This is a genomic window from Halococcus salifodinae DSM 8989 (assembly GCF_000336935.1).
In the GTDB taxonomy this organism is placed as follows: domain Archaea; phylum Halobacteriota; class Halobacteria; order Halobacteriales; family Halococcaceae; genus Halococcus; species Halococcus salifodinae.
Map to the genome: position 1 here is coordinate 1 of NZ_AOME01000088.1, position 20,631 is coordinate 20,631.

The 20,631-nt window shown below is 58.6% G+C and carries 21 protein-coding genes, 1 other RNA gene and 3 pseudogenes; 15 read left to right on the forward strand and 10 right to left on the reverse strand.

The genetic code is table 11. The features are described 5' to 3' along the window. The coding region (locus C450_RS18665) for an IS5 family transposase (RefSeq protein WP_005046232.1) at positions 1–311 on the forward strand (311 nt) is incomplete at its 5' end. 63 nt (positions 312–374) lie between these two features. Here the strand turns inward: C450_RS18665 and C450_RS18670 are convergent. Continuing rightward, complete coding sequence (locus tag C450_RS18670) at positions 375–1,016, reverse strand: hypothetical protein (protein WP_049910462.1); 642 nt, start codon at positions 1,014–1,016, stop codon at positions 375–377. A gap of 375 nt (positions 1,017–1,391) precedes the next feature. Then, a pseudogene (locus C450_RS18675) lies at positions 1,392–2,402 on the reverse strand (transposase); the annotation flags it as partial. A gap of 236 nt (positions 2,403–2,638) precedes the next feature. Here C450_RS18675 and C450_RS18680 point away from each other — a divergent pair. Next, on the forward strand, positions 2,639–3,316 hold the full coding sequence (locus tag C450_RS18680) for a helix-turn-helix domain-containing protein (RefSeq protein WP_005046239.1): 678 nt from the start codon (positions 2,639–2,641) through the stop codon (positions 3,314–3,316). 60 nt (positions 3,317–3,376) lie between these two features. Continuing rightward, positions 3,377–3,538 (forward strand): DUF7560 family zinc ribbon protein, encoded by a 162-nt coding sequence (locus tag C450_RS23745; protein ID WP_005046241.1) that lies wholly within the window; start codon positions 3,377–3,379, stop codon positions 3,536–3,538. Between the two features lie 211 nt (positions 3,539–3,749). On the opposite strand, the gene C450_RS18685 is transcribed toward C450_RS23745, so the two are convergent. Further along, positions 3,750–4,370, reverse strand: coding sequence for a DUF7509 family protein (locus tag C450_RS18685; RefSeq protein WP_005046243.1), 621 nt, complete (start codon positions 4,368–4,370; stop codon positions 3,750–3,752). Between the two features lie 97 nt (positions 4,371–4,467). Between C450_RS18685 and C450_RS18690 the strand changes: the two genes are divergently transcribed. Next, positions 4,468–4,893, forward strand: a complete 426-nt coding sequence (locus C450_RS18690; protein WP_005046245.1) for a helix-turn-helix domain-containing protein — start codon at positions 4,468–4,470, stop codon at positions 4,891–4,893. 61 nt (positions 4,894–4,954) lie between these two features. Continuing rightward, positions 4,955–5,268, forward strand: an RNA gene (gene ffs, locus C450_RS21025) — signal recognition particle sRNA. Between the two features lie 105 nt (positions 5,269–5,373). On the opposite strand, the gene C450_RS18695 is transcribed toward ffs, so the two are convergent. The 3 genes from C450_RS18695 to C450_RS18705 all read right to left on the reverse strand — a co-directional run bounded on the left by C450_RS18695 (position 5,374) and on the right by C450_RS18705 (position 8,092). After that, positions 5,374–6,402 carry a halocyanin domain-containing protein gene (locus C450_RS18695; protein WP_241430431.1) on the reverse strand — a complete coding sequence of 343 codons (1,029 nt, stop codon included), beginning with the start codon at positions 6,400–6,402 and terminating at the stop codon, positions 5,374–5,376. A 14-nt stretch (positions 6,403–6,416) separates the two neighbouring features. Then, positions 6,417–7,577 carry a multicopper oxidase domain-containing protein gene (locus C450_RS18700; RefSeq protein WP_005046249.1) on the reverse strand — a complete coding sequence of 387 codons (1,161 nt, stop codon included), beginning with the start codon at positions 7,575–7,577 and terminating at the stop codon, positions 6,417–6,419. 167 nt (positions 7,578–7,744) lie between these two features. After that, complete coding sequence (locus C450_RS18705) at positions 7,745–8,092, reverse strand: group I truncated hemoglobin (RefSeq protein WP_049910463.1); 348 nt, start codon at positions 8,090–8,092, stop codon at positions 7,745–7,747. Between the two features lie 259 nt (positions 8,093–8,351). Between C450_RS18705 and C450_RS18710 the strand changes: the two genes are divergently transcribed. The 5 genes and pseudogenes from C450_RS18710 to C450_RS18730 form a co-directional block, all read left to right on the forward strand. Then, on the forward strand, positions 8,352–8,930 hold the full coding sequence (locus C450_RS18710) for a hypothetical protein (RefSeq protein ID WP_005046253.1): 579 nt from the start codon (positions 8,352–8,354) through the stop codon (positions 8,928–8,930). 10 nt (positions 8,931–8,940) lie between these two features. Next, on the forward strand, positions 8,941–9,324 hold the full coding sequence (locus C450_RS18715) for a cupin domain-containing protein (RefSeq protein WP_005046257.1): 384 nt from the start codon (positions 8,941–8,943) through the stop codon (positions 9,322–9,324). A 157-nt stretch (positions 9,325–9,481) separates the two neighbouring features. Continuing rightward, the gene (locus tag C450_RS18720) at positions 9,482–10,600 is read left to right on the forward strand and encodes a hypothetical protein (RefSeq protein ID WP_241430432.1); all 1,119 of its coding nucleotides are present in this window, start codon (positions 9,482–9,484) and stop codon (positions 10,598–10,600) included. A 76-nt stretch (positions 10,601–10,676) separates the two neighbouring features. Continuing rightward, a complete protein-coding gene (locus C450_RS18725) occupies positions 10,677–10,823 on the forward strand; it encodes a DMT family transporter (RefSeq protein WP_005046263.1) in 147 nt (48 codons plus the stop codon). A 183-nt stretch (positions 10,824–11,006) separates the two neighbouring features. Then, positions 11,007–11,219: pseudogene (locus tag C450_RS18730) on the forward strand (IS5/IS1182 family transposase); the annotation flags it as partial. Positions 11,220–11,341: 122 nt separating this feature from the next. On the opposite strand, the pseudogene C450_RS18735 reads toward C450_RS18730, so the two are convergent. The 3 genes and pseudogenes from C450_RS18735 to C450_RS18745 form a co-directional block, all read right to left on the reverse strand. Beyond that, a pseudogene (locus tag C450_RS18735) lies at positions 11,342–12,016 on the reverse strand (cation transporter); the annotation flags it as partial. Positions 12,017–12,211: 195 nt separating this feature from the next. Next, entirely contained in the window at positions 12,212–13,093 is an 882-nt protein-coding gene (locus C450_RS18740; protein WP_049910444.1) for a universal stress protein, read from the reverse strand. Positions 13,094–13,424: 331 nt separating this feature from the next. Beyond that, positions 13,425–14,318, reverse strand: coding sequence for a universal stress protein (locus tag C450_RS18745; RefSeq protein ID WP_005046276.1), 894 nt, complete (start codon positions 14,316–14,318; stop codon positions 13,425–13,427). Positions 14,319–14,475: 157 nt separating this feature from the next. Between C450_RS18745 and C450_RS18750 the strand changes: the two genes are divergently transcribed. Then, positions 14,476–14,922 carry a pyridoxamine 5'-phosphate oxidase family protein gene (locus tag C450_RS18750; protein WP_005046278.1) on the forward strand — a complete coding sequence of 149 codons (447 nt, stop codon included), beginning with the start codon at positions 14,476–14,478 and terminating at the stop codon, positions 14,920–14,922. Between the two features lie 64 nt (positions 14,923–14,986). Here C450_RS18750 and C450_RS18755 read toward each other — a convergent pair whose 3' ends face one another. Next, entirely contained in the window at positions 14,987–15,436 is a 450-nt protein-coding gene (locus tag C450_RS18755; protein WP_005046280.1) for a universal stress protein, read from the reverse strand. Between the two features lie 303 nt (positions 15,437–15,739). Between C450_RS18755 and C450_RS18760 the strand changes: the two genes are divergently transcribed. From C450_RS18760 to C450_RS18775, 4 genes are all read left to right on the forward strand, one after another. Next, positions 15,740–16,306, forward strand: a complete 567-nt coding sequence (locus C450_RS18760) for a DoxX family protein (protein WP_005046282.1) — start codon at positions 15,740–15,742, stop codon at positions 16,304–16,306. A gap of 89 nt (positions 16,307–16,395) precedes the next feature. Next, entirely contained in the window at positions 16,396–17,259 is an 864-nt protein-coding gene (locus C450_RS18765; protein WP_049910467.1) for a universal stress protein, read from the forward strand. 129 nt (positions 17,260–17,388) lie between these two features. Continuing rightward, the gene (locus C450_RS18770) at positions 17,389–19,491 is read left to right on the forward strand and encodes an acetate--CoA ligase family protein (protein ID WP_005046286.1); all 2,103 of its coding nucleotides are present in this window, start codon (positions 17,389–17,391) and stop codon (positions 19,489–19,491) included. Then, positions 19,488–20,549: a phosphotransacetylase family protein gene (locus tag C450_RS18775; protein WP_005046287.1), complete on the forward strand. Its 1,062-nt coding sequence runs from the start codon at positions 19,488–19,490 to the stop codon at positions 20,547–20,549. Before C450_RS18770 ends, C450_RS18775 begins: the two co-directional genes overlap by 4 nt. Positions 20,550–20,631: the final 82 nt, after the last annotated feature.

Sequence of the window (20,631 nt, forward strand, 5' to 3'; positions counted from 1 at the left end):
ACCTATGCGAGCAGATCGCCCGCCGAAACGCGGGCGATCTGCGGACCCTCGCTGCGGACAAGGGCTACGACAAGACCGTTCTCCGTGAACGGTTGCGTGAGCTCGGGATTCGGCCGCTCATCAAGCACTGCGTGCGCGCACCGTACGACCACGCTCACAACGTCCGAATCGACGAGGATCTCTACGCACAGCGGTCGATGACCGAGACTGTCAATTCAGCCGTGAAGCGCTCGCTCGGCTACGCCGTGCGAGCGCNAGAGATCACCCTGATGTGTGTCGTCTACAACATCAAACGTTCCGTCAAGCAGTGAAATCCACCGCCCTATGGCGATTCAACACAGCCGATCAGTTGATTGATTTCGGTCTCTCATGGGTCAATGCTCCCGTTTCTCCGCTACTTCGACGTGTGGCATGAACCAGGCGTAGTACGCGACAGTCAGTGCGGCCAGCGACAGGAACAGCCCCGTCGCGTAGAGGCCGAAGTACTGCGTCCGGGCCAGTGTCAGGTATTCACCCGTGAACAATGCCGAAAACACGATAGCGAGCACGGTCAGCGCTCCCATCACGATGATCCCCTCGTTCGATCCAGTCGCGTCGTGGTACTCGACGAGCCAACGATTTTCCGCAGTCAGCCACGAGGGACGATTGACGCCACCGTCCGTCCGCTCATCTGGCGGCTCCGGTTCACGTTCAGCATCATTCTGACCGGAGTAGCCCCCATCGGAAACGACTGCTTCGGCATCTGGATCGGATGGTCTGACAGCGGTGTTCATGAAGCGATGAGCACCGACCAAAACGCCGTAGAGCCCGAACAACGCGATCCACACGATGACACCGACCTGACTTGGCGAGAGTTTGTTCGGCAGATCGACCGGGCCACCAAGGGGCTGGATTTCGCTCACGCTCTGGTCGATCTGGATTTCTTCGCTGGTCGCTTCTCCCTGGATCCCGACGTACCACATTGGAAGCAGCACCAGCGCGATGAGTACGCCAATGACGAGCGTTTCTCGCCTCACCATTGGATGGTCCACTGATTCGTTCGCATCACTTCGTCCCTCCCTTCTCCGTCCCGGTCCATCGGTGTCGATACGTTTGGCGACGTGCGCGCTGGGGATCGAACACCGTGACCATATCATTTCTCGACACCAGCGGGGTGTGAGTCCCCTCCCTCCATACTGGGGGAGTTCAAATACTCCGAGCGTGTCATAGAATCCGTCTCATGCCGTGAGCATCTCGCGGCCAGGGTTGTCTCCTCGTTCATCGTTAGTGATCGCGACGACTACTCGGAGGCACAGCGCGAGGAACACCTGCGCCCGTGCGTGGACGCGGCCTCGGGCGCGGACGGGCCCGAGGCCGCAGTTCTTGACTGCATCGTTGGTCCGTTCGACNAGGAACACCTGCGCCCGTGCGTGGACGCGGCCTCGGGCGCGGACGGGCCCGAGGCCGCAGTTCTTGACTGCATCGTTGGTCCGTTCGACCTGTGTCCGGCGGTTGTACGTCTCGTCTAAGACCGACCGTTTGAGCTGAACGCCCTCGCTGTGGTTTTCGATGCGGTCTTCGACCCGGTACTCGATATCGAGCGGATCGTCCGTATTTCGCGGGTTGTACGGGGCGATTGGCACGACCTCCTGCTGACCGCAGGGGTCGTGCCAGTCCAGCGTGTCGTACGCACTGTCGCCGATCATCCAGACCGGTACTTCGACGGCGAGCGCGTCACGCGTGACGCGCATCGCCGTCTCCTCTGGCGCTTGNAGCGTGTCGTACGCACTGTCGCCGATCATCCAGACCGGTACTTCGACGGCGAGCGCGTCACGCGTGACGCGCATCGCCGTCTCCTCTGGCGCTTGTTTTGCTGGTGTGAACTCCGCTGCGATGGGTACCTTCGCTCCCGACGAGACGATCGTACAGCCGAAGCCGTAGTAGTGCGCTTCAGCGGTTGAATCGTAGTTCCACGAAGCGTCGTCGTTCCACGGAATCGCTTCAACGTGAGTCGAATCGATTCGGTAGGTAGAGTCGAGCAGGCCCCGAACGGCGGCCTACTCGACGAGATGGTCAAAGACATCGTCAACAACGTGTTCGAGATCGGTGAGGAAGCGATCGACCGCGTCTCTCGACGGCGGTCGATCGAAGCCACAGCTGAACCAGACCAACGGCTTCTGGAGTTCCCGTGTGACAGGACGAGTGCCGTAGACGTCCTCGTAGTAACAGTGGAGAAAGCCTTGGAAGAGCTCTGGTGGCTCATGGACTCGTGTTCGCCCCCGATCGCAGGGGGCGAACACGTCGTACTCCAGTAGAAACTCGAACTCAAGATACTCGAACAGCGGTACAGTCTCGATCGCCGCGACATTCAAGAAGTCGTCGGCTGAAGCTACGTTTTGCAGGGCTTGGGCGTTGTTGGACACAATTCCCACGCCCTGCAACCTCGCATGTGACGTTTTCTATGACACGCTCATATCCCTCCAATCGTGACCGCCCTTGACCCTACTCGCATCCTCTGATTGCTCGGTGAAAAGACGGGATAGCGCTCCACGATAGCTCGCTCGCTGAAGAGGGATGCTCCACCCAGCCACCGTGCTGATAGGTCTTTCCGAACATGTTCGACAATAAACTCAAGTGAGTGGCTAAGCGACTCCGGAGTATGGGGGACGGTATCTTCGCCGAGCTGGAGGTCGGAGGGCCTGCCTCATGCCGACTCCCAACGAAGGGGACCGAGACGGCTGCGACAATTAACAGCATCACGCGGAGTACGATACCGTCAGAGGACGAAGCCATCACTGAAGAGTTCACCGTCGAACAAGTGAACGGGAGGACGCGGGACGACTCCGACGACATCGCAATCGACGAAATCAAATCGATGACTCGAGTGTTCGATACTGACTCGGAAACCGTCTACCGATTCGATCGCGAGAGACGGGGCTGTGTCTGCGACCGAGTCGAGGCGCTCGGCTGTCCGGTTCGGGACGTCACCGTCAACGGTGACCAGGTCACCGTCACGTTCTTCGCAGTTGATATCGAAACGCTCCAGACCGTTATTAGGGATCTCAAGGAGCGGTTCGAGACTGTATCGGTTCGCCGGCTGCTACGTTCGGATGCAGACGAGGCAGAAAGTGACCTCATGTTCGTCGATCGGAGCATGTTCACCGACCGTCAGCGCGAGGTCCTCACCGTCGCGCACGACATGGGATATTTCGTTCATCCACGAGAAGCCAACGCCGAGACAGTCGCAGCGGCGCTTGATATCACGGTCTCGACGTTCACTGAACACCTCGCGGCCGCCCAGTCGAAGCTCATGGACTCGGTTCTTACTCGGTCGTGATATTAACTCCCAAACTATTGTGGGTGGCTCTTTGTAGTGGTGTACTCGAAGAGATTGCTCGTGACGAGCAGGGGTGCAGGCCAGCGGTATGATTTTCGGTGTCCGCACTGCGGCGAGTACGTCCAGATCGACGCCGATATGATGGAGCTATTACTCGCGTCGGGTTGTGTCGCCTGTGGTGGCCCGATATCGACAGAGGCGTTCAGTAACCACAGCAAGTGATATAGGGATTAACACTGATTCTCAGAGTTCCTCACATCACAGATTGTGGACTTGTTGAAATCGGCGTGCAACATACAGGGCGCGTATCGGTCACACCATTCTCTTAGATTCGATGTTATCGACAGAAAGTGAATTAAATGCTGCCTGTCCGCATTATCGTGTCCAGACAACGCAAGACAATTATCGGGATAGTCTCATTTTTCTATCTCGATCAGTCCAGACTTTCGAGGTCTCCGCGGCGTTCTCGTTGCATGATGCCGCCCGCGAATCGTCGGAGAGTGGCGACGAGTTCTTCTTCAGTTTCGTACGTCTCGACTCGTAGGTCCCACCGCATATTCGCCGATCGAATCATCGCACTCGTCACGTCGTCTTCATGGACGAAGACCAATCGATCACCGTGTGTTTCCGCGAGGTTTTCGAGAATGCTTCCGGCTTCTTCTCCGACGCCGAAGTTGTGACCGAGAAACGGAACCACGAACGCAGTCGCGTTGCTGCATCGGGTGTACTCGATGCTCTGGGTCACTGCATCTACATCGTCAGTGTCCACCCCGACGTCAAGGGCCAAAAACGCATTCACATTGGGAGTCATCCGAAGCTCTCCCTGCACCCGCCGTAAGAGTGCCTGCGCTGCGTTGATCTCGCCCCTGTTTTGGAAGAGTCGGCGCAACGGTCCGGGGAGATCTTCGATATCGATCTCACGGCGTTCCTCCCCGCTGAGTACGTAGTTGAGGTTGAACGACTTGTACGGCCCCATCAGGTAGAACAGGAAGCGGTCGTATTTCACACTCCCCAACCGCTCGACAATTAACTCGCGCGTGATCTCCGCGGTCATGGAGGGTCGTGCTTGGTCGAGAATATAAAGAGTGGCGTTTTCGAAAATTCTCGGCTTGACAAAGGCTAAGAGTCTTCCACCCGTATCCCGGCACAAGATGGCAATCGATCAAACGAGTACGATCGGCGGGGACTTCCCGGATGACCCAGAAGATCTGCTGCCGACAGACAGCATTCTCTGCCTCGATGAGTATCTCGAGATGCACGCCGCCGTCGGGCACCGTACCCGATACGAGATTTGCTACCGGCTCGTCCATGGCGGGGAAATGAGTCCCAAGGAGCTTGAGGAAGTGATATCCATCGATGACAGCACGCTCCACTACCACCTCAACAAGCTCGTCGATGTCGGTCTCATCGAGAAGCGCCAGCGCACCGAGCGAGGACAGGACGGTCTATATACATATTATCGGGCGACCGTGTTCGGAGAGGTCACGCTCAGTGAAGGCATCGATGAACTGATCCGCGGCGAGCAAGCGTTCGAAGAAATGTACGACAGTTCGACTACACCCGAATCTGAATCCTAACATGTCGATTTTGAGAAAATAGAGCCTGCGAAAAGCGCTTGTGTCCGAAGCGCTTACCCCAAATCGGACTAGGTCGAGCAGTTAGGCCCTGCCCGTCACCCGCAACACGGTCTTCAGCGGGGGCCGAACCCCGGGTGCGTCCGTGCCGACCGGCACGGGCCCCGCAAGCCAACGTCGAAGCCTCGTCCGTCGGGGGCGGCGGTCCACGGCCACTCGTCTGCAGGGACGACTCGCCGCGGTTAACCGGCGGCAGCCCGTCAGGCGCGGAAGCGAGCAGCGGACCGCCGGACAGCCGTCGCTCGCCGGGTCGCGGGGTGGAGGAGGCACGCGGGCTTCCCCATGCCGGAACGTCGGGCAACCCCGGACCGTCCATCTCCTATACTTCTATTCCGAAACCGATTGGTCAGGGTAGAACTGAGCCGTTATGACGAGATCTGCTTCACGAGTGAGCGTTTGGTACGCCCCCAGAGATGGGGGATCTCATCCTTGTCGGTCGGATGCTTCGGTCGAGTCGGTGTCACCAGTTCCATGTATCTTGAGGAACGCGCCGAGTGCAACCGGTGAGAGAACCGCCATCAGCCCGCTCCCGGCAAGCGCGCTACCCCACGGCGTTGACACCACTTCACTGATCGTCGGGAGATCGGGATTCCCGACAACGATCAACCCCTTCATCCCGAGTTCCTCATACGCAGGACAGGAGTATTTCACAACACGATTGCCGGTGAACGTCCACTCGAACGTCTCGCCAGTTTCTTCTCCGAAGTCAGTCCAGAACGACTCGTCTTCAGCAACCACGGTGAGCGCCTCGTTATCTTCGATCCGCCGCCAGACGACAGTCGTCTTTGGGTTGATATGGATCGCGGGAGGTGAGAACGCGAAATTCCCTCCATTGCCTGCTGCACCCACCTGAATCTCGACTCGATCACGGTCAGACAGATCGATGACGTTCTCGAAGTTCTCGGTGTCGTCGAGCCACCCACCGTATGGAGACGACGATCCATCACCGGACTGCTTCGATCCGGTATCGATGGTCGCATTAGCACCCACGAGGATTGCTCCTCGCATTCCCATACTCTTGTGCGGCAGACAAGCGTATTTGATCGCACCCTCCTTCTCGAAGGTGTGTTTGAACGTGTGGCCGGCCTCGCTCGCTATCTCGCTCTCGAACGCACCGTTTTCGGCAACGACGTTGTGACCACCGCCCTCGCCGGTCCATTTCCACGCGACTGTCGTCCCAGTATCGATGCGAATAGCCGGCGGCGAGAACGCGAAGTTACCGCCGTTGCCCTTCGTGCCGACAGTGACTTCGACTTGGCTTTGACCTGTTTTGTCGACGACGGTTTCGTAGTTGCTGACGCCGCCGAACCACCCGTCCGTAGCGTCGCTCCCTTCCTGTGCACTGGCAGTTCCTGCTGTGGCTCCGAGCGTTCCGACACCGACTGCCGTCCCGCCAGCAGCCTTCAGGAACCCTCGTCGGCCGACCTGCGCCGCACTCGGTTGTCCTCTCATTGCGTCCATTGAGATCACTCCCCGTCGTAGCCGGCGTACTCCATGAGCTGGGCGAAGATGTCCGAATTCATTGCCTCGCGATAGACGATCGCCCCGAGCATCCCGCCAGGATAGCTGTCCCTGTTCATAACGTGGTGGACTTTGTGGCAATGCAGGAGGTAGATACCGGGATCAGCATCGGCGGTGAACTCGATGGTGCGGCGTTCCGCAGGGGCGATGTTGGCGACGTCTTGAGTGTATCGTGCGGCTTCAGGGATCTGGCCACCGTCGGACTCGACCACCTCGAACCGATGGTTGTGGGTGTGGAGCGGGTGAGCCATATACCCGCCGTTGACGAGGTGGACTCGAACCGAGTCGCCCTTGTCGACGATGATCGGTGAGCCATCCTCAGGATGGAACGACCGCGGTGCACTCTTCCCGTTGATGGTGAACACATCGGGGTTGCGTTGCCGCGGGCTGTACTGGGCGTCCTCGCCGGCCATCATCCGATTGAGCCGCGAATCCCACTCTTTCACCGTCATGAAGTACTCCTTATCAGCTGGTTCGTACCCCTTCGGATCGATCCGGAGAATCCCGTACATCCCCATGTCGATGTGGCGGTGAGTCTGGTAGTGACAGTGATAGAAGTGGGTCCCAGGAACGTTCGCCGGGATGCTGTAGGTGTGTTTCTCACCGGGGCCGACCTCGATGCCGGTAGTCGTCGGTACACCGTCGTTTTTCCACGTGGTCTGAGACCCGTGGAAGTGGACCGTGTGCGGGCGCAACCCGTCCGAGTTGTCCAGCGTCACCTCCATGTCGTTGCCCTCGGTGGTCCGGAGGATCGGCCCCGGAACGCTCGCGGGACCGTCATCGGCCTTGAACGCCCAAACCTGGGGGAGCTCGATCGGGCCCCCCATCGTTTCTTTGGGGTGGACCGCGTGTCTGCACTGCTGGGTGCTGAGCGTCACTTTCCCGCCCTGCTCGTCGACCTGAACGACGTCGGGTGGGGACGTGTACGGAAGCGTTCCGTTGTCGGAGCTCACGTTCGCCGGTGGATCACCAAGCGTTGGGTTCGTCGATGATTCTTGGCCGATCGCCGTACACCCAGCCAGCACTGCTGTGCCGACACCCCCACTCGCCGCCAAGAATTCTCGTCGTGAAATCCCCGTGCCCGGAGCGCCGATGCGGTCGGTCATGATACAGTTGATCGTTCGGACGATCCGGAGATAAGCCGGGAGGCCAGTTCTCAGTGACTGGGAACGCCCCCTCACGTACCCGAGCTTGATAGGTGTTTTTGATCGGGCTTCGAGTACACGTGTATAAGATCACTCCTCGGCTGGCCATGAGGGGAGTCAGTAGGGTGCTACTGGTCGACGACGTCGTCTTCGAGCGTCGCGACTTTCTCAATGATGGTTTCGACGTGAGGTTCTGAGACACCGTTCGCGCGGAGAGCGTCTGCGAGGTGCCCGGCAACGTGTGAGAACGCCTCCTCGGTAATGGCCATTCCCTCGTGAGCATTCTGCATATCGTTGCCTTCGTAGTCGACGGGACCACCGGCGACAGCACTGACGAACTGGACCTGGTGAGCGAAGAGAGCGTCCATATCGGTCTCCTCAAAGTATGGTTCCAGAAGAGGATCGTCGAGGACGCGCTTGTAGAAGTCCGAAACCACTGCTTCGATAGCCTCGTTACCACCGATGTCTTCGTACATCGAACTGGTTGCTGACATCATCAGTGGATAGAGGGTCATCAATTAATGTCTTTACCCGAACGGATTTGGGGTGTGTGAGGACCACAACCGAGAGATGTAACATCATTCGTTGTCGGGAAGTAACTTCCACAATTATTATACGAGTTGGTCAATCGGCCACCTGAGAGAGGAATTCGTTGTGGAGGGTGGCAAAATTCATCCGGATAACCCGAACAGGTTCGGGACGGCACCTACACTCGCTCGCATCCAACACGCAGCTATGTCCGGTTTCCCGTCACCGTTCTCGGGATCAGACGGCGCTATCTTCGACACGTACGACGAGTTCGTTCCCGACCATCTTCCGGAGCCAGGAACGTTTCTCGACGGCCAAGACCTACTGTCACAAGAAGATCACGTGGCGTTCCACAGGCTGACGAAACAGTTATTCGAAGAGCGGGGAGTCTACGACATGACTTTCGGCTATAACCTCGCTCAACTCAATCTCGACCACCGTCATCCGAGTGCTGGCTATCGGTATGCGGAGGACGTCGACGACCAACGGACGCTTCATGCCGAGTTCACACCAACGACACCGTTCTGCCCACAGAGCCACACGCTTACGGTCGGTTCGTTCCGTGCATGGAACGGGTTGACGGAGCGTCACGAATACGATCTCGTCCGCGTTCGCGTTCATTCGATGCACCATCGAAGCGGTGAGATCAACGACGAACTCGGCGAGCTCGAAGATGGGTACCTCGAATCAGGAGACGACACTTGTACTACCCCATCAGAAGAGACAGGAAAGGGAGTCACGCCGACAGACATTGGGCAGCGATCTGGCCCAACCACGCCCTTTTGATATACGATAGATGGTTAGCACTGATTTCGATACAGAACGCGCGTACAACGACGAACAGTTCGCAGCTCAGACCATCTCAACGAGCGAACGGATGAAGGTCGCCCTCGGATACTTCGGGCCAGGACAGTTCATTCCGGTCCATTCTCCCGACAGCGACGTCACGATCGCTGTCCAGTCAGGAACTGGTGTGATCCGCGAAGGGTCAGAGGAGCACATCGTCGAGCCAGGCGACGTTGTCGTCGTGAAAGCAGGGACCGATCGAGGAGTGAGGGCCAATGACACGGAGCTGGAAGCGTTACTGGTGACGGCCCCACCACCGTCGGACGCCGAACACGATCCTGTTAGAGCAGGAATTCGGCGCGATGAGTTCGATCCGCAAGCAGACGACGCATAGATGGGTCAAATCGCTACTATCGAACGAACCGTTCGATGATTGTGATAGATGTGTCGCGACCGCAGCGGCAAGCGTCTATCCGTTGTGCAGCGGGATGAGCGCAGCTATCGTTTCACGGTGGGCGCGTCGATATGTCCTCACCAGTGCTCTGTTTTTGGTGGTATGGCAAACCGGCGTGCTGGTTGGCCTTCGGCCTCGAACGGAGGTGCTGCTCGGCGTGTTTGGGTTTGTTCTCCACATGATCTTCGGGAAGGCCTACTCACTCGTTCCGTCGTACTTCGAACGTGAGCTCATAGTCACTCGTGCGCCCGGGGTACAGTTTCCCCTCACAGTCGGTGGAACGTGTAGTCTCGCTGTAGTGTCAGCTCTACCGGGTTTAGAGTGTCTTGAGCCTATTGGAGCGAGCCTCTGGGGACTCGGTGTCGGCGTGTTTCTCGTGGGCCTCCTCTGGACGATCCGTGGGAATCTCACTGGAGAAGCGACTGGAACGGGGGAAGCGAACGCCGACCGACGATCGGTAGATCGGGTTGCAAACGGGTTCGTTCCGGTTGCACTAACCTACTTGGCGATCGGCTCATACGAAACGGTCGCAATTCACACCGGTCTCCCGACGCTCTTCGACGGGTACTTTCCACGCGTCTCCCATCTGCTCGCGGCTGGAACGGCGACAATGCTTGTGTTCGCTCTCGGATTTCGATTGCTCCCGCGATTTCTGGTCGCATCCCCACCCCTGTGGCTCGTCGTCCTCGTGCTTCCAGCGGGCGCACTCGGACCGCTACTCCTCGCAACGACGCTCGGCAGCAGTAGTGCTTGGTTCACACTCGGCGCGGTCATCGAAGCCTTGGCTATGATCGGATTCACACTTACATACGCGGTGTTATTCGTTCGGTCGGACCGCCGACGTGTCGGATTTTACGGCGTGCTCGCCGGTGCAGGGAGTGGGGTATTAGCGATCACACTGGGACTGTCGTTCGCGTTCGGCCACCTTTCGCCGTCGTTGGCGCTCGCTCACTTCCGACTCAACGTGCTCGGCTTTCTGGGACTCACCATCATCGGCGTCGCATACCAATTCTATCCTCCCGCTATCGGGACTTTTCGTGGGGCGTCCAATCACGCCGCCTTGCTTTCTATCGGATGCCTTGCTGGTGGTCTTCTCAACCAAGTGGTTGGCCTTGTCGGTCAACTGAGGCTCATGATTCTGTCCGGAGAGCTACTGACGCTCATCGGAACAGTTGTATATGTCTACCAGATTATCGCTGTATTCCACGCACGGTGATGTGCGATGTACACTTGGAATAAAGTTCGATAGCTGTTCCAAAACCACTATACTGCGGTGCTTGGTCGTTTCATAGATGGTTTCGGCATGGGTGTACCTCATCGTTGCAGCAGTGCTTGAAACCGGCTGGACAATCGGCCTTGAGTACTCCGACGGATTCACGAAGCCCGTACCGGGTGTCGCCACCATTGTCTCGATGGCGATTAGCGTGGTGCTTTTATAGGAATTAGCACTGGTTTTCGGAGTTCTCCCATCACAGGTTATCGACTAGTTAGAGCTGGCGTGCGAGATACAGAGGCTGTATTCAGCAATCCACCGCCTTTTGTTTCACACGGTTCTATTGAATCCGCAGACGGCAGCGGGATAGGTCGCCAGCATCACGGGGTTGAAGCAGGAGAATGTTGTTGTGCAGAAGACACTCTTCCGCTTCGTCAAGCAAGCTGTCTCGATCGCACGAAAGCTCACCGATGCAGCGCTCATGGAGATTAGCGATCCCACCGGCAACGGAGTTGCCGGCTGGAAGCACGCCGTCCTGCACTTTCTCCGCGTTCACATGGATGCGACGCTCAGCGAAGTCCTCGACTGGGCCGAGGAGATGGAGCGAGTGCGAGCCGGAGTGATCAGCGCAACGTTTGGATAGTAGGGAGTAGGGCTGCATCTAAGAGGCGAAAAATCGAACGACAGTACTACGTTCGCTAACTCTACTCGCCGACCAGCATTCATTTCTTACGCAGACCACTCTTGCTGGAGTGCTTCGCCCGCCTGGCCCTTCGAGCGCGCTTCGAGGTAGTTACCGAGCGTGATGAACACGAGGATCAGCGCGGCGGTGTCGAAGTACAGACTCCCCGCGAGCAGCCCCAGAAGTACGACGACCGAGTAGAGATACGCGGTCGAGGACCCGAGCGCGATCAGTACGTCCATGTTCGCCATCCGGTTTTTGATGAGGGCCTTGTAGGCGTTCTCGTAGAACGGTCGGCCGAGCACGATCTGTACCGGGGTCGCAAGCAGGAACTCCACCCAGCCGAACTCCACACCGAGGATCGTCTCCGGGAGCGCCCCGCCACCGAGCACGAGCTTCTCGACCATGAACGCGATCAGCGGGATCGAGAGTGCTGCGCCAAACAGCGTGAGCCGGAGCTGCCGACGGATTTCCTCGTTCCGAGCGGTGTCGCGGCTGTCCTGTTCGGACTCGCCACTATCATCCTCGCGCACGGGCGAGTAGCCAGCGCTCTCGATCGCGTCGTAGAGTTGCTCGCGAGAGACTTCGGCCGGATTGTACTCGACGTTCGCCTCGTCAGTCGCGTAATTGACTTCCGCCGAGATCACGCCAGGGACGTCTTCGAGCGCCGTTTCGTTGGTGTCGGCGCAGTTCGAGCACGTCATATCCGCAATTCCGATGGAGATTGACGTGCTCATTCAATGCCCTTGCTCCTCAGATACCTCGGTTCAAACTCCGGATAGACTTGTGATACGAAAGTAGACCTAATAGAAACTCTATCGATGCACTGACGAGCCTGGTTCCGGGATCCACGCCGAGATCCTCACAGATTCGTCAATCGCTTATTATCAAGGACCTTCATGAAACGGAAGAGCGTCTTGCGCAACGTGTGACTACGTTTCCGCTTCGGTCGTTCGAACGGTCAGCACTGGTATCGGTGACGTTCGCACTAACTTTTCGGTGACACTCCCCAGCATATACCGGTCGAATCCAGTTCGACCATGTGTACCGACGACAATGAGGTCCACATCGTGCTCGTCGATGTACGCAAGAATCTCGCCATGGATCGATGTTCCGAGTACAACTGACCCGGAAACGGGGTCGACCGAAGCATCCGTTGCGAACTCCGTGGCGTCCTCAACGATCTCGGTCGCGTTCTCTTCGAGGAACTTCATCTGCATCTGGATGCGAACATCGACTCCGAGGCTCGTGACATCGACGACCGACAGCAGATGAAGTGCGGCCGTCTCTTCAGTCGCCACGTCGACGCCAGTCTCGAGAGCTTCCCTCGCGCAGTCGCTCCCGTCGGTCGGAACCAGTACGTTTCGATACGGATGAGTGACTGTGACATCGCTATCCGGTCGAATCGTGAGCACGGGGATATCCGCCCGCCTGACGACACGCTCGGTGGTGCTGCCGATCAGGAGCCGTTCGAGACCCTGACGCCCATGTGTGGGCATGGCGATGACGTCGACATCGCGCAACTCGGCATAATCGAGGATCGTGCTATATGGCTCCCCCTGGAGTACTTCTGTAACAGTAGTGACTCCACGCTGGTGAGCACGGTCAGCGGCATCGCGAACGATCCGTTCACCCTCCTCTTCGAGGACATCGATGACATCGCCTTGAATTTGGATAACGCTATCCCGTGTCGTATCCGCGACGTGGAGGATGTGAACCGTTGCATCATGCGCCGCAGCGATATCGAGAACGTGATCGAAGGCGGCTGTTGCTCCGTTACTCCCATCGGTAGGGAGAAGGATCGTCTCAAACATGCGAGATTCTACTAGCCATCACCAATTAAGGATTTTCCGGCCAGCGAGAGTTGCCATCCTCTGGCGGGAGGGGAAAGGGAAGCCCTTGCGCCGATAGACGAGAAATCGGGCGACCGTCGCCCAGTCGTTCAAATCGACTTGCCTGCTGCCGGAGCCGACGAGGTAGAAAAATAGAGTCACGAGTCACCGTCGAACCGAAATGGCATCGGGCGTAGCGCGGGCGTACCCTTCGGTCAGGAGTCCCAACACCCCGACGCTCTGACTCGACAAGGACCCACGAATCGACTCTTCGTCTATCCGAACCTACCGTGTGCGCCCAGTTCATCGGTGGTCATCGGTTCGCCTGCTCTCGCGCGTTGACCGCCAACACCGGCATCTCGGCGTGTCTGATGAGCCGTTCGGCGGTACTCCCGAGGAGATACCGACTCACGCCCGTGCGGCCGGTCGTACCCATCGTGATGAGGTCGACATCGTGTTCGTCGGCGTACCCGAGCAGGTCGCGCGCCGGCAGGCCCTCGCTGACGCTGGTGGTGGCGTCGAGACCCGCCTCCGCGGCGCGGTCGGCAATCGCTTCGGTCGCGCGCTCGCCTTCGGCCTCGAAGCGCTCGATGAGTTCCGGTGGTGGGGTGGAGCCGGGAGTCGGGGCCATCGCGTCGACATCGACGATGATGACCGCGTGGACGCGGGCACCGGCTCTCTTTGCGATCTCGATGCCGTGCTCAATGGCGGCGCTCGCGGCATCACTACCATCAGTCGGGACCATCACGTCCTCGTAGTCGCCGACGAGGTTGCTGCGCTCGGTCACTTTGGTCGTCAGCACCGGACAGGGGGCGCGGCGCACGACGTGTTCGGTCACACTGCCTGCCACATACCGACTCACTCCGGTCCGGCCGTGGGTCCCCATCGCCACCATGTCAGCGTCGTGATTGTCGGCGTACTCGAGTATTGCATTGACGGGTCTTCCCCGCAGCACCGCCGATTCTATTGCGTCACTGTCGAAGACGACTTCAGTCGTCTCGATCGCCTGTTCGTTTTCGGCCTCGATGCGTGTGACGAACTCCGAATCGACGCCACCGGCGTTGAACATACCACCCGCCGTTTGGATGTCGGCGGCGCTGATGAGATGGACCGTCGCGCCGAACGCTCGTGCGAGATAATGGGCGTGTTCGGCGGCACGAATCGCATGTTCGCTGCCGTCGGTCGGAACGAGGATGGTCTCGTACATCGTTCGTCGAGTTAGTTCGCCGGCATATAAATTCAGTTGGCAGTTCCAGAGCGTGGGAACGGGCCTGTGGATTCATGCTCCGTGCACCCGCAGTGAGCGGATCGCTTCATCTCGCTACTGGGGTAGAGTTTTGTCGATTCGTCGCGTAGTTCGTGTCATGAGCGAGAGTGACTCCGAAACGATGGACGAAGACGAGCGGGATGGGTTTCTCGGCAGCGGTGGCACGGGCGTCATCTCTCTATCAACTGGCGAGGAGACGGCACCACATTCGACGCCGGTCTCATACGGCTACGACGCAACCGAATCGGTCTTTTATTTTCGGCTTGCCAACGAACCCGGCGGCGCGAAGGGCGACCTTTCCGGTCGCACCGTCTCGTTCGTGACCTACGGCAACGCCGACGGGTGGAAAAGCGTCGTGGCGACCGGACAGCTGGAGCAAACCACCGAAGAGTCGGTCGCCACCGAGAGCTTGCAAGGACTCGAACGAGTCCACATCCCGCTCATCGATATCTTCGGCAAGCCCCCGCGAGAGGTGGCCTTTGAGTTCTATCGGCTCGTTCCCGACGAGCTAACCACCCGGACGGAAACACAAACCGAACTCTGACGATCACTCAAATTAATTGAACAGAATACGATGAACACGAAAAAGCAAGCTGTAGCGAACGTCCCTAACTGTTCGGCTCGGTCTTCACGACGAGCGCGGGTTGACCCGTCAATCTGAGAACACGGTCGGTGACGCTTCCCAGAAGCGCTCGATACTCTGCCGAGCGATGTTTCGTCCCGAGGACGATCAGACTCACGTCATGCTCGTCAGCATAGTTGGTGATCCTCTCAACGGGGTCGCCGTGTTGCATGGCCGTGACGACTTCGATACCGCGGTCATCGGTTTCGGTACGTATCGTTTCGAGTGTCTCCCGTCCATGTTCGGTGAGACCGTGTTCGGGTCCCTCTGCCGAGTCGACATACTCGTCGCCGCTATACGCCGTATATACGCTCTCGTCGACCACATACAGGGCGTGTAAGTTGGCGTCGTGGGCCACAGTGAGGTCGATGGCATGAGAGGTTGCGTTTTCTGAAGCAACGGTACCATCGGTCGCGAGCAAGACTCGGTCGTACATACAAGCCGGAATTCGATGTCGGTCCGCAATATACTGTCGATCGAGAGGATGTCTCGCTTATCTCACTCACTATTGGTGACGAATATGGACTATACGCTCGTACTCGAAAGTGGATTGACCGCGATCGGTTTCGCCGTTATTGTGTATTCATGTATGCAGAGTAACACCGTCACAATTCCTATTGTTGCCTATAGTATGGGTCGATGTGGATGCACCGCTCGCTATTGATTCTCAGTTACTGAGAACCAGCTTTGTGGTATATATTGTCCGCTCCCGTCTGTTCACCTGTAGGAGGAAAACCCAATGGCAGCAAACCAGATGACCGGCGAAGCAAACACGTTCAGAAGCAACATTGGAGGGATCACCCTTACCGGGAAGGCGCACAGTCTGAGCGCGTGGTTCGTCCTCGCGCTCAGACTCATGATGGGGTATGCGTTCCTCTACTCGGGAGTGGACAAGATCCTTGCCGGTGGATTCGACGCACAGGGATATCTGGTCGGAGCGGTCCCTGAAGGGAGTCCGCTGGTGGGTCTGTTCGCGACGATGGGCCAGACTCCGTGGTTCGTCGACTTCGTGAACGTCGCCGTCCCGTGGGGTGAAGTCCTCATCGGACTTGGACTCCTCGTGGGCTTCCTGACCCGCCTCGCAGCGTTCTGGGGCGCGTTCATGATGCTCCTGTTCTACTTCGGGAACTGGGAGGTCACCCACGGCGTGATCAACGGCGACTTCGCGTACATGCTTGTGTTCCTCGCTGTGGCCGCCTTCGGGGCGGGACGCATCCTCGGCCTCGACGCCATCGTCGAGCAGCACGAGATCGACGGCCAGCCACTCATCGAGCGCTACCCGAAACTGGACTACATCCTCGGGTGATCGTCACCCGGGGGTTGCTCTATACGACGATACCCGTCTGGAATGAGTGAGGCCAAACTACAAACACCACTGAGACACAACAACACATGATGTACGATACCATTCTCGTCCCGACGGACGGCAGTAAGGGAGCGAACGCTGCGGCGCGACACGGACTGAACCTGGCGGAGGCGTTCGACAGCCAGGTCCGGTTTCTGAGCGTCGTCGACGATCGAACGTACAGTAGCGGTCTCGCAGGTATCGACTCGGAGGCGAACGACCAACGGGAAGCACTCGAACGACAGGCCACTGACGCGCTTGGAGTGCTCGAGGAACTCGCGGACGAAACCCCGAGCACGTACCAGACGGCGGTCGAACATGGTGTTCCGTATAAAGTGATTCTTTCCTATGCCGACGAGCACGACGTCGATTTGATCTCGATGGGCACCCATGGACGAACCGGCCTCGATCGATATCTTCTCGGCAGCGTCGCCGAACGCGTCGTCAGAACGAGTGACGTTCCCGTTCTCACCTCTCAGTCCGAACCTGAAGAGAACTCGGGATACGACAGAATTCTGATTCCGACCGACGGAAGCGATACCGCAACCGCCGCCGTCGACCACGGTTTGGCCATCGCAGAACAGTACGACGCGACAGTCCACGTGCTATCGGTCGTTGATCTCAGTGCTGTGGTAGGTTCGTACGATGTCGCACCCATGATCGAGTCGTGGAAAGAACGATGTGAGCGAACTGTCGAGAGTGTCGCTGAGGAGAGTGAAAATCGCGGTCTCGATGTCGTCACTGACGTTGTAGAGGGGACACCCTACCGAGCGATACAGCAGTACATCGAAAGCGAGGAAATCGATCTCGTCACGATGGGCACCCATGGTCGGACCGGGCTCGGACGTTATCTCATCGGTAGCGTGACCGCGCGTACCGTCAGAACGAGCGAGATTCCGGTTCTCACAGTCTGATGAATCCACGCAGCGAGACGATTTCTTCTCAATATTCGATGACTGTTCCGACCATGAGCTGTTCATCGGGGGAATCGTTCAGGGTTTGCCACCTCATGCATTATTACACTACCGACAAATTCACGACCGATGGGTGATCTCTCGGAGCTATTCGCGCCTTCGACCGTGGCCGTCGTCGGTGCAACCGAGCGTGAAGGCTCGGTCGGGCGGGCGGTCACCGCCAATTTACTCGAATTCGACGGGGAGGTGGTACCCGTCAACCCGAACAAGGAGACAGTATTCGACCACGAGTGCTATCCCGACCTCGGCTCGGTTCCCGATCCTGTGGACCTCGCGGTAGTAGTCGTACCAGCCGCTGTCGCTGTCGAGGTCGTCCGTGATGCGGGGGCGGCTGGCATCGAGAACGTCGTCGTGCTCACTGCTGGCTTCGGTGAGGCGGGCAGCAAGGGAGCCACTCGCGAACGCAAACTCCGCGAGACGGCCAGCGAGTATGGCCTGAATCTCGTTGGACCGAACAGCGTTGGCGTGATGAGCACCTCGGTGGGCATGAACGCGACATTTGGGCCCGAGAGCGCTCGAGACGGCTCGATCTCCTTCATGAGTCAGTCGGGTGCGTTCATCACTGCAGTGCTGGACTGGGCGAATGACCGCGACATCGGTTTTCGCGACGTGGTTTCGCTCGGCAACAAGGCCGTCCTCGACGAACGCGATTTCGTCGAGGCATGGGGCGAGAGCTACAACACCGATGTCATTATCGGTTATCTGGAAGATATCGCGGACGGCGGTGCATTCATCGAGACAGCACAGGAGGTCACTCAGGAAACGCCGATCGTGGTCGTGAAATCCGGTCGGACGGAGGCGGGCGCACAGGCAGCCTCCTCGCACACGGGGGCGATCGCTGGCAGCGAGCGCGCGTACGAGGCAGGTCTCGAACAGGCGGGTGTTATTCGCGCGGAGACAGTCGAAGAGTTGTTCGACGCTGCGAGTATGCTTGATGGTCAGCCACTCCCGGAGAACGAGGCGGTTGCCGTCATCACAAACGCGGGAGGACCGGGGGTGCTGGCCACCGATGCGGTCGGTGACTCCCAATTGGAATTGGCCTCATTCGCTGACGACACGCTCAGATCGTTCGAGGAGGTCCTCCCAGAAGAAGCGAATATCTACAATCCAGTGGATGTCCTTGGTGACGCAGCAGCCGAGCGCTTCAGCGACGCGCTCGATATGGCGCTCTCCGATGCAAACGTCGGCGCAGCACTCGTGCTCGCTTGTCCGACGGCGGTACTCTCCTTCGAAGAACTCGCTGAAATCACGAGCACGACACAGGCCGAGCATGACCTTCCGGTGGCTGCCTGTCTGATGGGTGGGGAGTCAACGCACGAAGCACGCGATATCCTCGACGACGCTGGCATTCCAACCTATTTCGATCCATCACGGGCGGTCACGGGCCTCGCTTCACTTGCGCGCTACAGGGAAATTTCGACCCGCGAGTACGAAGCTCCAGCGTCGTTCGACGTTGATCACGAGCGGGCTCGAGATATCATCCAGAAGACGGCTGAACGCCCCTCGAATACGCTCGGCGTCGAAGCGATGGATTTGCTCGATGCCTACGGTATTCCGACGCCGCAAGGGGCAGTCGTGGACACCCCGACTGAGGCCGAGCGTCTCGCGACCGACATCGATGGCGACGTCGTCATGAAGATCGCCAGTCCGGATATTCAGCACAAATCCGACATCGGCGGCGTCCGTGTCGGTGTCTCTGACAGTGAGGTGGCTGACGCCTATGAAGATCTCATTGCTCGCGCGAAGAACTACCAGCCGAACGCTACCTTACTCGGCGTCCAACTCCAAGAACAGGTCGACCTTGACACCGGAACCGAAACTATCGTGGGAATGAACCGCGACCCACAGTTCGGTCCCCTGTTGCTATTCGGTCTCGGGGGGATCTTCGTCGAGACTCTCGAAGACGTCGCCGTCAGGGTCGCACCCGTGAGTGAACCGATGACCGCAGCGATGGTTGATGAGATCGATGCCGCGCCGTTGCTCCGCGGAGCTCGGGGGCGCGATCCCGTCGACGAGACGGCACTCGTTGAAACACTCCAGCGAGTTTCGCAGTTGGTTACTGATTTCCCTGTCCTTCTCGAACTCGATATCAACCCGCTCGTTGCCACGCCTGAAGGAGTCGTGGCGGTGGATCTCGCGGCGACTATCGACTCGGAGGAACTCGACCCATGAACCCGATACTGTTCACCTCGACCGACGAAAGCACCGGTAAGACTGCCATCGCGCTCGCGGTCGCGCGCACCGCCGACGAGAGAGGCGTGAACACTGGCTACATGAAACCGAAAGGCACGCGTCTACAAAGTAACGTCGGGAAGACCCTCGACGAGGATCCGCTGCTCGCGCGTGAATTACTCGATCTCGACGCCGAGGTTCACGAATTGGAACCGGTGGTATACTCACAGACGCTCATAGAGAGTGCACTTCGAGGGCAAGCCGATTCCGAAGAATTGCGTGAGCGCGTCACAACGAGCTATCATGGCCTTGCCGACGATCGCGATCTGATAGTGGTAGAGGGAGGGAACCGACTCTCGACAGGAGGAATCATCGATCTCACCGACCGAGCAGTCGCAGATTTACTCGATGCACGAGTGGTACTCATCGCGCACTACGACGAGCCCGGCGATGTGGACGACCTCCTCGCGGCGATCCAGCAGCTCGGTGAGGTGGACGGTGTGCTGTTCAATGGCGTGTCGGACGACGACTACGAAGACGTGACGACCGACGTCATCCCCTTTCTCGAAGATCGGGGGATACCGATACTTGGGGTGGTGCCCCACCAGCGTGAACTCGCGGGCATCACGGTGGCAGACCTCGCCGACGAACTCGGGGCACGAGTGCTCACTGACGAGACCTCCCTCGATGGACTTATCGAACGGGTCACCGTCGGTGCGATGGGTCCCGAAGCTGCCCTCGGGCAGTTCCGGCGCACACGCTCGGCCGCGATGATCACTGGCGGCGACCGGCCCGAGATTCAGACCGCAGCACTGCAGGCGTCTGGCGTCGCCTGCCTGCTTCTCACCGGCGGTCACAGCCCCCCACAGGCAGTTCTCGGTCGCGCAGAAAAGGCCAGTGTGCCGGTACTGCTCGTCCCATCCGATACGATCACGGCTGTCGACCGTGCTGAGGACGCCATCGACTCCGGCCCAGCACGGAGCGCTGACACCGTCGAGCGGATGCGGTCGCTGCTCACAGACCATCTCGATGTCGACATGCTGCTCAACTTAAATTGAAATGATACGACCACACAAACCGCTTCGTTCACTCCAGCAAGGCTCTCTACGGCCTACATTATCGTCCGCGAGCAATTCGTAC